This is a genomic window from Gimesia sp. (assembly GCF_040219335.1).
GTDB lineage: Bacteria > Planctomycetota > Planctomycetia > Planctomycetales > Planctomycetaceae > Gimesia.
Map to the genome: position 1 here is coordinate 96,373 of NZ_JAVJSQ010000004.1, position 13,790 is coordinate 110,162.

Below are 13,790 nucleotides of genomic sequence, written 5' to 3' on the forward strand. Positions count from 1 at the left end.
AGTTGAATTCCTTAAGGAGAACAAGGATTGGCCACCGATAACGGCGAAGAGCCAAACATTGACCCGAATATCAAGTATCTGGACATTCAGGATGAAATGCGGGACAGTTACCTCACCTATGCGATGAGTGTAATTATCAGCCGCGCCCTGCCTGACGCTCGTGATGGTCTCAAACCCTCACAGCGTCGTATTCTGGTCGCCATGAACGATCTGAACCTGGGAGCCAGTTCATCCCGGGTAAAATGCGCAAAAATTTCCGGTGACACCAGCGGTAACTATCACCCGCACGGGGATGGTTCGATTTATCCCACCCTGGTCCGTCTGGGGCAGGAATGGGTCATGCGGAATGTTCTCATCGACAAGCAGGGGAACTTCGGCTCTCTGGCCGGTCTGCCTCCCGCAGCCATGCGTTACACAGAAGCCCGACTGGCCCCCGTCGCCGCAGAGATGCTGGACGACATCAACCGGAATACAGTCGACTTCGTGCCGACTTATGACCAGCGGAACGATGAGCCGGTCGTACTCCCCTCGAAGTTTCCCAACCTGCTGGTTAACGGTTCCAGCGGGATTGCCGTCGGTATGGCAACCAGCATCCCTCCCCAGAACATGGGTGAGGCCTGCGAAGCCGTCAAACTGTTGATCGACGACCCTGACGCGACTATCGACGACATTCTGCAGGTCATGCCAGGCCCCGATTTCCCGACCGGGGGAATCATCTGCGGTCGATACGGCATTCGCAAAGGATACGCCACCGGACGTTCCACTATCACACTCCGGGCTCGTTCTCACTTCGAAACTGAAAAACAGTCCGATGTGATTGTGATCACGGAAATCCCTTACATGGAAACCCGTGACCGCATTCGTGAAAAACTGGAATTGCTGGTCCGCGACGACCGGGTTAAAGGGATCTCCCGCATCGTGGACCTTACCGACCGCAATGTGCCCCCCTGGAAAGTCCATCTGCAAATCATTCTCAAGCGGGATGCTGACAAGGAAGTGGTGCTCGCGCAACTCTTCAAGTTCTCACCGCTGCAGACCACTTTCAGTATCATCCTGCTCGCGCTGGTCGGGAACCGTCCCGAAACCCTCTCGATTAAGGAACTGATTCAGCAGTTTATCCTGCACCGCATCGATGTGATCCGCCGTCGGACTGAATTCCTGCTCGCCGAAGCCCGCAAGCGGAAACATACGGTCGAAGGTCTGATGATCGCCCAGATCGATATCGATGAAGTGATCAAGACCATTCGCAACTCACCCAGCCGTGCCGAAGCCAAAATCAGCCTGCAGGGCATGCAGGTTGATGGAAAACTCATTGAGCGGGCGCTGGGTGAAGCAGGATTTAAAGAATATCAGAACGAGCAGGGAATTCACGAATATTATTCCCTCTCCGCAAACCAGGCCGAAGCAATTGTATCGATGCAGCTCGGTTCACTGGCCAACCTGGAACGGGAAAGACTGGCCGACGAACACCGCGAACTGCTGAAAGCAATCTCCGAATACCTGTATCTGCTCTCGGACGAAGACCATATTCGCGCGGTGATTCGCGACGATATGCTGCATCTGCAGGAAAAGTATGCAGACAAACGCCGGACCGACATCAGTGACGAAGAACTGACCGACGTCAACCGGGATGATCTGATTGCCGAAGAACCGATGGTCGTCACGCTCTCGCAGCGCGGCTATATCAAACGGACTCAGCTCAATACTTATCAGGCTCAGAACAGAGGCGGCAAAGGAGTCCGCGGCGCTAAAGTCGATGACGAAGACCCCATTGAACACCTGTTCGTCGCCAGTACTCACTCTTACCTGCTGTTCATTACGAATCGCGGACGGGTCTACTGGTCCAAGGTCTACGACCTGCCTCTACAGGGACGCACCGCCAAAGGCCGGGCACTGGTCAACCTGCTCTCACTCCAGGAAGATGAAACCGTCTCCAACTGTGTCTCTGTCCGGGAATTCGATGAAGAACGCTTCCTGGTCATGGCCACCCGTAACGGTATCATCAAAAAATCGCCTCTTTCCGCTTACAGCCGTGTACAACGGGGCGGGATTATTGCGATCAAACTCGATGAAGACGACGAACTCGTCGAAGCCCTGATCGTCTCCCCCGGAGAAGACCTCCTGCTGGCAACCTCAGACGGTATGGCAATCCGTTTTGCCCAGTCGGATGCACGCAGCATGGGACGAAATACCCGAGGTGTCAAAGGCATCAAGCTGTCTAAATCTGGTCACGTGATCGGCATGGTCATCGCGGATCCTCGTTATTGTCTGCTGACAGTTTGTGAGAATGGACACGGGAAGCGCACTCCTTTCGGCTTCATTCCAGCTTCGGAAGAGGATGAAGACCAGGATGAGCAGACCGAGACAGACGAAGAACTCTCAACTGCTGAAAGCGATACCGACGAAGATTCTGATGACGAGCAGGAAACCCGAAGCGGCATGCAATACCGTCGGCAGAAACGTGGCGGAAAGGGGATTCGCGACATCCGCACTTCGGCACGCAACGGTCAGGCGGTCGACATTATCTCTGTTGCGGAAGATGATGAGATTCTGATGGTAACCCGCAGTGGGAAAATTCAACGTATCCGAGGCTGCGAAATCAGTCAGGTCGGTCGAAATACTCAGGGCGTGCGAGTAATCACCCTGGACGATAACGACAAACTGGTCTCCCTGGCCCGAATTCCTGCAGAAATCGTAGTCGACTCAGAAAACGATCCCACGGATGCAGAAACAGAAGTGAATGCGGATACCGAGTCTCCGGAAACGGAAAACGAAAGCAACAGCGCTCAAGACAACCCTGGTGACCAGGATTAAACACTCACTTAATTCGTGATCTTCATTTGCTTTAAAAAGAGGGACAAAGACAGTCATGAAACGGATTTTAGTAACAGGCGGATGTGGTTTTATCGGATCAAACTTTATCCGTTTACAATTGTCTGAGTATCCGGAAATCGAAGTCACCAATCTCGACAAACTCACCTATGCCGGCAATCTCGAAAACCTCAAAGATTTTGAATCGCACACCGGCTACCAATTTGTCAAAGGGGACATCACTGATCCGGAAGTGGTAAATTCTCTGCTGGACTCTGTCGACTTTGACGCCGTCATCAACTTTGCTGCAGAATCGCACGTTGATCGCAGCATTCTGGATTCCGGACCATTCATCCAGACCAACATCGTCGGAACACAAGTTCTGTTGGATGCAGCCCGCAAACATGAAGTCAACCGATACGTCCAGGTCTCCACTGACGAAGTCTATGGCAGTCTCGGTCCCGAAGGGCTGTTCACAGAACAGACCCCAATTGCGCCGAACAGTCCCTATTCTGCCTCCAAAGCCGCCGCCGATCTGCTGGTCCGCAGTTACGTGAATACGTTCGGCTTCCCCGCTGTCATCACCCGCTGCTCTAACAACTATGGCCCCTATCAGTTTCCGGAAAAACTGATTCCGCTGTTTATCTCCAACGCCCAGGAAGGCAAATCACTGCCGATCTACGGCGAAGGAACGAACGTACGTGACTGGATTCACGTGATGGATCATTGCCGGGGAATTGATGCAGCTCTCAGAAAAGGTGAGCCCGGTCAGGTTTACAACTTCGGCGGTCACGCTGAGATGCAGAACATCAAAATCACAAAACTGCTTCTCAAACTGCTGGACAAGCCAGAATCACTCATTGAATACGTCACAGATCGCCCGGGACACGACTTGCGTTATGCCATCGACTGCAGCAAAGCGGAATCTGAACTGGGATGGAAAGTGGAAACGGACTTTCAGGCAGGTCTGAAAGAGACCATCGACTGGTATCTGGAAAACCCCGAGTGGGTAAACCGGATCCGCACAGGAAAGTATCGCGAATACTATGAACAGCAATACGGAACCCGTCTGAAATCCTAACAGTTCCTGTTTAACTATTCTTCCTTATCACGGAAATTGTCAGCACACCTTCTCTGACGGTGACTACCATCTCCGCGAGCATTGACTCTCAAAATATTATTGCGAATCAGCTTCCACATTCCAACGGACTCTTAAGACAATGAAAATTGCAGTAATTGGTACAGGATACGTAGGATTAGTCACGGGCACCTGTTTCTCTGAAAGTGGAAATTATGTCACCTGCATTGATATCGATGAGACCAAGGTCCGTCGTCTTCAGGCGGGAGAAGTTCCGATTTATGAACCTGGTCTGGAGGAAATGGTCAAGCGGAACACCAAAGCGGGACGCTTAACGTTTACAACCAGCTATGCAGATGTGATCCCTGATTCCAAATGTATTTTCATCGCCGTAGGCACTCCGATGACCGCAGATGGCTCTGCCAATCTGGACAGCATCTGGAAAGTAGCAGAATCGCTGGCACCGCTGCTGGCTGAAGACGCAGTCGTCATCATCAAAAGTACCGTACCTGTTGGCACAAATCGCAAGCTGGCAGAAATGCTGAAATCACTGACCGGTCGGGAAGTCGATGTCGCCTCTAACCCGGAATTCCTCAAAGAGGGAGCCGCTATCGAGGACTTCTCCAAACCGGACCGGGTGGTAGTTGGAGTCTCTCGACCGGAAGTTTCTGAAGTCTTACATGAACTTTACAAACCATTTCTGCGAACCGAACACCCGTTCCTGTCGATGGAACTCGAGAGTGCAGAAATGACTAAATATGTTGCCAACTGCATGCTGGCAACCAAAATCAGCTTCATTAATGAGATGGCCAACCTCTGTGAACGCGTCGGGGCGGATATCAATCAGGTGCGACGCGGTATTGGACACGATCAGCGGATCGGCTTTTCATTCCTGTTTCCGGGAGTCGGTTATGGTGGATCCTGTTTCCCCAAAGACGTCTCCGCACTGATCTCCGTGGCACACGATCGCGAAATGGAACCCTCAATCCTGAATGCCGTCGATCAGGTCAACACAGCCCAGAAACGGGTCCTGTTCGACAAGATCAACCGCTACTTCAAAGGGGATCTCGCCGGCAAAACGGTCGCCATCTGGGGACTCGCTTTCAAGCCTAAAACCGATGATATTCGCGAAGCTCCGGCATTGGTCCTGATCGATCTGTTACTGGAAGCGGGCGTCAGTAGCATCAAGGTCCATGATCCTGTCGCGATGGAGAATGTCAAAGCGGAATACGGTGATAAACTCTCATACTTTGACCATCATTACGACACCCTTGACAGCGCGGATGTACTGGTAATCGTTACGGAGTGGAACGAGTTCCGGCACGCTGATTTCGATTACATTCGCCACAAGCTGGCACACCCCGTCATCTTTGACGGTCGCAACCTGTACGAACCCTCAAAGCTGAAAGCCAAAGGAATCAAGTACTTTGGAATTGGACTCAGTTCGGAAAAATACTTAGATTGACCGGCATGCAACAAATGCTTTGTCGGTTGACTCTCAAATATCCATTCAGCACTGCCTGTTTGGTTTTTTAATAATTTTCCTGCAGCCCCTGGCTGCAGATCGATAGAAAGAATACACCAATGGATCACGAACTCAGAGATAAATGTACCGGAATCATGGATCGCATCGTCAAATTACGAGACTCTCTTTGACTACGCAGGTAAGAAAAAACGGACCACCGAAATTAATGAAAAGATGGGGGCAGCCGGCTTCTGGGATAACCAGGAGAAAGCTCAGGTTCTCGTCTCTGAAATGCAACAGCTGCAATTGACTGTCAAACCGCTGACAGAGTTGATTGAAGGCGCTGAAGATCTTGAAGTTCTGCTGGAATTCATTGAGGAAGAAGGCAGCGAAGACAGTATTCCCGAACTCGCTTCCACAGCAGATCGACTGCAGAAGATCCTGGATCACCTCGAACTTCAGGCCATGATGTCTGCCCCCGAAGATGGCTCTGCGGCCTACCTCAGTATTCAGGCGGGTGAAGGGGGGACCGACTCCTCTGACTGGGCGGAAATGCTGCTGCGTATGTACCTGCGCTGGGCGGAGCGTCGCGGTTTCAATGTCGAAATTCTGGATCGCTCTGATGCAGAAGAGGCCGGCATTCGCAGCGCCACCATCCGCATCGAAGGCGATTATGCCTACGGTTATCTCAAAGGCGAAACCGGGAACCACCGACTGATTCGTATCAGTCCGTTCGATTCCGCAGGCAGGCGACACACTTCATTTGCCGCTGTCGACGTCTCACCCGACCTGGGAGAGATTGCAGAGATCGAAATCAACTGGGACCAGGACGTACGGGAAGACACCTACCGTGCCAGTGGTGCCGGGGGACAGCATATCAACAAAACCGATTCTGCAATCCGTCTGACGCACCTGGAATCGGGGGTCGTCGTGCAATGTCAGAACAACCGCAGTCAACACAAAAACCGTGCGGAAGCCCGTAAAATGCTCAAAGCGAAACTGTTCCAGATTCAACAGGAAAAACGGGACGCCGAACTGGCTGCAAAGCGGGGTGGTAAATCAAAGATCGGATTCGGCGGTCAGACCGTCCGCAACTATGTCTTACACCCTGACCAATATGCAAAAGATGCCCGTACGGGCCACAAAGTGGGAAATCCGGGCCCGGTCCTGGATGGCGATCTGGATGGATTCCTCGAATCCTTCCTCCGCTGGGGTATGGCGGAAAATTAACCAGGCTGATAATACGAAAGCCTGCTGGTAATCAGAAACAGAGGGAAGTAAATCATGCGATCAGGAAAGCTGACTTGCGGTGTTTTAAGTATGTTCATTTCACTCAGCCTGGCCGGCTGCCTGAAAGTGGAACATCCTTCCCCTCCTGCCAAAACCAATGCCGAACCTCAGGTAGGCGAGTCGCCGGAAGCGAAACCGAAACCATCCCCCGCACCTCCGGAGGACGTCATTCCGGACACCGGATTGACCAAAGCCGAAATTGAAGAGGGCTGGATTGCCCTGTTTGACGGGCACAGTCTGTATGGCTGGAAACCCAACAACGACGTGAACTGGCATGTCGAGCAGGGAGCAATCAAAGCGAGCACCGGCGAACCGGGTCTGCTCCTGACAACATCCCCCTTCGCGGACTACGAGTTACGTTTTGATTTTAAACTCGCTCCCGAAACCAACAGCGGCATGTTCCTCAGAACAACCTTCGATCCCAAAGATCCCACCAAAGACTGCTATGAACTGAATCTCTGTGACACAAAAACGGAGTTTCCCACCGGCAGTCTGGTCGGTCGCAGCAAAATCAAAGAAGCGGTCCCCGCCAGTACCGACTGGCAGACCTTTCAGGTCCGCGTGGAAGGCCCTCAGTTCCAGGCCTCTCTCAACGGAAAAGAGGTTCTTAATTTCAAAGACACTTCTGAGAATCAGCGCGACATCGGTTTTATCGGTCTGCAGAAAAATGAAGGAGCCGTCAAATTCCGGAATATCTATCTTAAACCGCTCCGGATGATGACACTCTTCAACGGCGTCGATCTGGCAGGCTGGCAGGTCGTCCCCGGCTCCCAGAGCAAATTTGAAGTCGTCGACAACACCATCCACGTGACTGCCGAAAAACAGGGGTATCTCGAAACCGAAGACACATTCGACAACTTCCTCTTTCAGGCCTCTGCCAAATCAAACGGGGAAGCACTCAACAGCGGTTATTTCTTTCGTGCCATCAAAGGTACCGAATCCGGAATGGCTAACGGCTACGAAGTTCAGATCCATAATGGCTTCAAAGACAACGACCGTACCAAACCCGAAAATGCAGGGACCGGTGCCATCTTCCGTAGAACGGAAGCCCGTCGTGTCGTCTCCAACGATCACGAGTGGTTCACCACGACTCTCAATGCTTACGGCTCTCACATCGCCGTCTGGATCGACGGATATCAGGTCACCGACTGGGAGGACACCCGCAAACCGGATGAAAATCCGCGGAAAGGCCTGCGCCTCAAAGGCGGCCACATCAGCCTGCAGGGACATGACCCGACGACCGATCTGAACTTCAAAGACCTGAAGCTCAGCAATCTGCCCGGGGAATCGTCGCCTCCTGCAAAGTCCGGGGAATCGTCGCCTCCTGCAAAGTCCGGGAAATAGTCTGAAACAACTCCTGCTCCGGGGCAACTTTACAGACGACAACGTCCACTCCCAGCAGACGTGCTGCGGTGATCGTCTCAGGATGCGCCAGCCCCATCATGCCGATGCAAACCGGATGTTCTCCCGGCAACATCAGACGGGTCTGCACGACGTCCCAGGGATCGAGGTCATACAGCCAGAGATCTGCCTGGGCCCGTCGAGCAGCAGACGCGATCAATGCGCCGCGAGACTGCACCAGCGCTTCCAGCATCCTGCGGTACACCGGGTCCCCGGAAATCACTCCCACCCGTTTTCCCTGCAGGCAATCTCCCTCCGTATCTGATCCCGAAGCTGCCTGATAGTGAAAGATTTCATCGCGGCCCGCAGTCAGGGGGTAAGCGGGCGCTGTTCCTCTAATGATCTCTGCCTCCTGCAGAATCCGAAACTCAGCAGCGCGGGCCGGAACTCGAATACTGACAGGCCAGAAATTCCGTGTTCTGCCATCGGCTTCACACCAGACACCGTAACAGCAAAGAAAGCGACTGACCGGAAACCTCCTGACCAGTTCTGTCAGGGTTCGCCCCGCGAACTCATCAGGCCAGTTTTGACAGATCACGACCAGTTCAGGCTGGACGGACTCTGTTTTCAGTTCAGAGAGACGAGGCACGCACACCAGTTCCGCTGCGCCGAAAACCTCCTGGAGAGAATGCATCACCCCCCGCCGCATTTCTTCGGTCTGCGAATTCCCCAGAATCAACACACATTCCCGTTGAGCGTCGCTCTGCTGCATCCGCCTCTTCTCCTAAAGACCATATCTTTCGTAGTTTCAGATAACTTATAACGTAAACCGCCAATTCAGGGGAAGGGCACTCTCTCTGCTCAGAAGTTGTCAGTTACTGCGAATCGGTCTTGCGAAAATCCCATTATTTTGTCATAAATCGTTATCTAACAAGCTGATCGGATTTGATCTCGCCAGTGGCACAGGATGCCTGACACATTGGTGAGGAAAAGGATTTCTCAAACGTTGATCGAACCGCCTTCACAAGAGTTGATTCATCGCCTGACCAGCCTCAAGCTCTGCACAGCCGCTGATCTGAGACGATGCCGACGACGAGTCAGAAAATTGGCCCGGGGAATCCCGGCTTTTGACTCGGTCTGGATTGATGCGCTGGTTCAAGCTCAAAAAATATCCCCCTTCCAGGCCAAAGCACTGGAAGCAGGGCACCCTGAACAGCTGACCGTTGGCCCTTACCTGCTGATCTCTGAACTGGGACACAGTCATAAATCTCGTACTTTTATCGCACGACCTTCTGAAAGTTCTGATCGTTGTGCCCTGAAACTGACACAACCTCAGTCAGATTCCGGTAACCAGCTGCAGCAGGATTTCCACACATTGCTGCAGAAACTGCAGGGTCTGCATCACCCCTCGTTAATACTGCCCCGCGTTGTCAAACCGGTAGGTCAGCAGTTTGTGGTGATCAGTCATTACCTGCCGTCATCAACGGTCTCCGAACTGTTGATCCGACGCGGACGCTTTCCCGTTCCCGTTGTACTGTCCATTGGGGCTCAATTGCTCGATGCTCTGGTCGCCCTCGAAAAACGGAGAGTGATTCATGGTGACATTCGCCCCTGGAACGTACGGCTGACACCCAGCGGAATCGCCGCCCTGGTCGATACGGGTCTGGAACCGATCCTGTCACCGGAACTGACGATTCACTCATCCTTACCGCCGCGCTGCTATGACGGAATCGCTCCGGAACTGATAGGGACCGGGCGTCATCCCGATGCCCAGAGTGACCTCTACGCACTGGGCTGTCTGCTCTGGGAGTTACTCGCAGGCCGACCTCCGTTTACGACGGGAGACCCTCTGGCAAAACTGGCCTGCCATCAGACCAAAACCATTCCTGATATTCGCAGCTGGGCCCCCGAAACACCGGCCCCCCTGGCTGAAATGCTTTTGAAACTGACCGCATCACAACCCAATCAACGACCGACCAGCATGCAGGCCGCTCAACAGCAATGGCCGGTTTCTCAGCAAGGATCCCGGAAAACACTGGCTCGCTTCCATGCCTCATTTCAACACCAGACGCCCCGCAGCCAGAGCGAAACAGGTACCAGCCGACCAGGCCGACTTCCTCTGATTGCCGCCATGATATTCGTCCTTTCCGGACTCTCTTACACACTGCTGGATGAAGGAGCCCGCAATCAACTGCTGGAAATCACATCGCGTGTTTCCTTCACTCAATCCAGCAAAAACCCATCCCCGGCTGAGACAGCCACTGAGTCTTCCTCTAATCAAAAAACCAAGTCGGGTGCCCAAAGACAATTACTTCCCGTCCCTGGCGGAAACGGTGTGATTCTGCTGGATTCAGCCGAACCATACGCATCCACACAAATCTCAACGGTCGGCGGATTGACTATCAAGGGCACTGCCGAAAACCCGGCAATCATTGAAATTGAAGACACTCCCTGCCGCATCGTCGCCGCCAGCCTCAGCCTCGAAAATGTGATCTTTCTCAACCGCTCCCCAAGTCCTGCTGCTCAAAATCAGCCAGCGTCTGCAGACACTTCCACGGCTTTACTGCACGTGACCGCCCAGAGCCTGAAGATCAAAGGCTGCTGCTTCACTCAACTCGATTCAGACAACTCCGACAACACAGCCCTCGAAAGAGAGGCAGTTTACTGGAGTCCTCTCGATCCGCAACAACGGAACAGCAGCCAGGTCCACATTCAGGACACATTGTTTGCGGTTCCTCAACATGCACTACACCTGACACATACGCCTCAAGTTCTGACTCTCACGAACAGCCTGAATCTCACGTCTCACTCCACACTTTACCTCGACCGAGGTCCGGAGATTGACCAGCAGTTCAATTTGAAACTGCAGCATCTGACCCTCCGAAATGCAGGACCTCTGGTCCTGTTGAACTGGACCGATCCCACATTAATTCCCGGGACCATTCAAATTGAAGCCCGGGATTGCGTCTTTGACCTGACCCAGGCAGCTCTGATTCAGGTCAGGGGGCAGAAACCACCGGAAAACTGGCTCTCTTCGGTCAGCCTGCTCGGTGAAGGCTCAGTCGCCTCTGCTGAAATTCAGATCGCAGCCTGGCAAGCCTCAGCCACAGAGCCACTCCAGGAACTGAGCACGCTCGATATGGACATCGAAGGCCTCTCGACCGGTAAATTTGAGTACGCAGCACCACTCAGTCTGCACGCGGAAGACTCAGTCATTACCGCCGCTCAGGTCCCGCGCACTTCCTCGCTGCCACCGGGCATCCAGGTAAAACAGTTCCCCGCATTCCTGGCACGCCTGATGTCTCTCGAAAACTGAGAACCGCAGCCAATTATCTCCAACCACGCTCCTTGAAGGGAGGACAGAGGGTTGGTAACATCTCTTCCAGTCCTGTGAAAAACGACCTCCGTCGGCCGGCAGCACACGGGCGGCTCCGCCAGTTGACGAACGCACACACTTATCTGATGTGACTATGAATATCGACCATGAGTATCGAACCGACATCTCCCGTGGCTGGAACCGGAAACACATTTTAGGACTGCAGGACCTCTCCCGGGATGAGCTGAACATCATCCTGAATCAGGCTGCCGAATTTAAGCGGCTCGCAAATATCGGTGAAACCAAACTCACCCCGCTGGCAGGCACCGTGGTTGCGAACCTGTTCTTCGAACCTTCCACACGCACCCGCATCAGCTTTGGTCTCGCAGCCAAACGACTCAGTGCCGACACAGTTGATTTCACCGCCTCCGGCAGCAGCCTTTCCAAAGGGGAAAGCTTTGTCGACACCGCCAAAACCATCGAAGCCATGGGAGTCTCCTACGTAGTTGTCCGACACAAAACTCCCGGTGCCCCGCAGCTCCTGGCACAACACCTGGATGCGAATATTCTCAACGCTGGCGATGGAACGCACGAGCATCCAACCCAGGCTCTGTTGGACATCTTCACCATCCGCGAGCATTTCGGGAAAATTGAAGGACTGACCGTCACCCTCGTCGGTGATATCCTCCATAGCCGGGTCGCACGGTCGAATATCTGGGGCCTGAAAAAACTGGGGGCGCATGTCATCGTCTGCGGCCCCACCACGCTGATCCCCAACGATATTGAGCAGTTGGGTGTCGAAGTCTCCAACAGCCTGGACGCCGTGATCGATCGCACCGACTGCCTGAACCTGCTGCGGATTCAGTTCGAACGCCAACGCGGACATTACTTCCCGTCGATTCGCGAATACGCCCACCTGTTCGGTATGAATAAACAGCGCATCAATAAAGCCAAAGAAGATGTACTGATTCTGGCTCCTGGACCAATCAACCGTGGTGTAGAAATCACTCCTGACGTAGCCGATGGCCCGCACTCTGTCATTCTCGGACAGGTCAGTAACGGGCTGATTATCCGCATGGCCTGCCTCTACCTGCTTCACTTACAACGTATTGCCTCCCAGGGAACATCTGGATGAAATCTCTCCTTATTAAAAACGGGCACATTATCGATCCTTCGCAAGATCTGGATGTGCAGGGCAACCTGCTCGTCGAAGGAGGAAAGATTACAGGACTCTGCAATGACGATGTCACAGCAGACGAAGTGATCGATGCCACTGGATTGATTGTCAGCCCCGGATTCATTGACCTGCATGTCTCTCTGTGTGAGCCAGGGTTCGAGGAAGACGAAACCATTGAAACCGGTACGGCCGCAGCATTAGCCGGTGGTGTGACTTCGCTGGGTTGTCTGCCGAATACCGCTCCTGTTGTTGACGACCGGTCTTCCGCAGAGTTCATCCTGCTGCAGGCCGAGCGAGCAGCTAACTGTCACGTCTTTCCACTGGGAGCAGTCACCAAAAACAACGAGGGGAAAGAGCTCGCTGAAATCGGACAATTAGTCGCCGGCCAGGCGGTCGGTTTCACCGATGCTGACAAACCTATCGAGAGTGCTGAAATCATGCGGTGCGCCCTGGAGTACACCCGGATGTTTGGCCGCCCGATTTTAAATCGTCCGCAGGTCGCGGAACTAACAGAAAAGGGACAGATGCACGAAGGGTTTCATTCAACCGTTCTCGGATTAAAAGGTATTCCGGCAGCGGCAGAAGAGATCATGGTCAATCGTGATATCGCCCTGGCCGAACTGACACGCGGACGCATCCACCTGATGTGCATCTCCACACAAAACAGTGTCGCCCAGATCAGACGCGCCAAGGCGTCTGGAATCCAGGTCTCCGCCGACGTTACTCCCCATCATCTCACTCTGACGGACCAGATGCTGGAAACCTATGATCCCAATTACAAAGTTCTGCCTCCGCTCCGTTCACAGGAACATATTGACGCCCTGATCGAAGGCCTCAAAGATGGCACGATTGAAGTGATCTGCTCGGATCATACTCCGCATGCTGCCGAGAAGAAGACAGACGAAATTCTGGGCGCTGACTTTGGCATCATTGGTCTGGAAACCCTGCTGCCAGTCTGCCTGCAGACCCTGATTACGCCGGGACATTTAACATGGCCGGAATTGATCAGCAAACTCACAATTGGTCCGGCCCGCATTTTGGGGCTCGCCAAGGGAACACTCGCTGCGGGAGCAGATGCTGACATCACCCTCATCAATCCTGACGTCCGCTATATTCTTCAGCGGGAAAATTTGAAATCTTCCAGTCACAACAGCCCATTTCTGGGCAAAGAGCTGCAGGGCAGGGCAGAAGTCGTGGTTGTCTCCGGTGAAATCCGCTATCGGGCCGATCATTAAAAACTTCTGCACACAAAATGATCGAAGTTGACGTTCCCCTCTGTATCATCAACAATATCAATAAGTTGATCCGATCA

Annotated in this window: 9 protein-coding genes; 8 read left to right on the top strand and 1 reads right to left on the bottom strand. The window is 53.3% G+C overall.

Going from position 1 to position 13,790, the window contains the following annotated elements; genetic code table 11:
- Positions 1-27 precede the first annotated feature (27 nt).
- The 5 genes from gyrA to RID21_RS01550 all read left to right on the top strand — a co-directional run bounded on the left by gyrA (position 28) and on the right by RID21_RS01550 (position 7,988).
- Positions 28-2,814 carry a DNA gyrase subunit A gene (gene gyrA, locus RID21_RS01530; protein ID WP_350186862.1) on the top strand — a complete coding sequence of 929 codons (2,787 nt, stop codon included), beginning with the start codon at positions 28-30 and terminating at the stop codon, positions 2,812-2,814.
- 55 nt (positions 2,815-2,869) lie between these two features.
- Positions 2,870-3,892 (top strand): dTDP-glucose 4,6-dehydratase, encoded by a 1,023-nt coding sequence (gene rfbB, locus RID21_RS01535; RefSeq protein ID WP_350186863.1) that lies wholly within the window; start codon positions 2,870-2,872, stop codon positions 3,890-3,892.
- A 139-nt stretch (positions 3,893-4,031) separates the two neighbouring features.
- Positions 4,032-5,354 (top strand): UDP-glucose dehydrogenase family protein, encoded by a 1,323-nt coding sequence (locus RID21_RS01540; RefSeq protein WP_350186864.1) that lies wholly within the window; start codon positions 4,032-4,034, stop codon positions 5,352-5,354.
- Between the two features lie 119 nt (positions 5,355-5,473).
- A protein-coding gene (gene prfB, locus RID21_RS01545) for a peptide chain release factor 2 (RefSeq protein WP_350186865.1) occupies positions 5,474-6,584 on the top strand; the annotation gives its coding sequence in 2 pieces (ribosomal slippage) (positions 5,474-5,542 and positions 5,544-6,584; 1,110 coding nt in all).
- 54 nt (positions 6,585-6,638) lie between these two features.
- Positions 6,639-7,988, top strand: coding sequence for a 3-keto-disaccharide hydrolase (locus RID21_RS01550; protein ID WP_350186866.1), 1,350 nt, complete (start codon positions 6,639-6,641; stop codon positions 7,986-7,988).
- Here the strand turns inward: RID21_RS01550 and RID21_RS01555 are convergent.
- Positions 7,912-8,757 carry a hypothetical protein gene (locus RID21_RS01555; protein ID WP_350186867.1) on the bottom strand — a complete coding sequence of 282 codons (846 nt, stop codon included), beginning with the start codon at positions 8,755-8,757 and terminating at the stop codon, positions 7,912-7,914. The two genes, RID21_RS01550 and RID21_RS01555, sit on opposite strands and share 77 nt — an antisense overlap.
- A gap of 234 nt (positions 8,758-8,991) precedes the next feature.
- Here RID21_RS01555 and RID21_RS01560 point away from each other — a divergent pair, with 234 nt between their 5' ends.
- The 3 genes from RID21_RS01560 (at position 8,992) to RID21_RS01570 (ending at position 13,713) form a co-directional block, all read left to right on the top strand.
- Positions 8,992-11,301, top strand: a complete 2,310-nt coding sequence (locus RID21_RS01560) for a serine/threonine protein kinase (protein ID WP_350186868.1) — start codon at positions 8,992-8,994, stop codon at positions 11,299-11,301.
- 154 nt (positions 11,302-11,455) lie between these two features.
- Entirely contained in the window at positions 11,456-12,436 is a 981-nt protein-coding gene (locus RID21_RS01565; RefSeq protein ID WP_350186869.1) for an aspartate carbamoyltransferase catalytic subunit, read from the top strand.
- Positions 12,433-13,713, top strand: coding sequence for a dihydroorotase (locus RID21_RS01570; protein WP_350186870.1), 1,281 nt, complete (start codon positions 12,433-12,435; stop codon positions 13,711-13,713). The genes RID21_RS01565 and RID21_RS01570 overlap by 4 nt, the downstream gene beginning before the upstream one ends.
- The last annotated feature ends 77 nt before the right edge of the window (positions 13,714-13,790 follow it).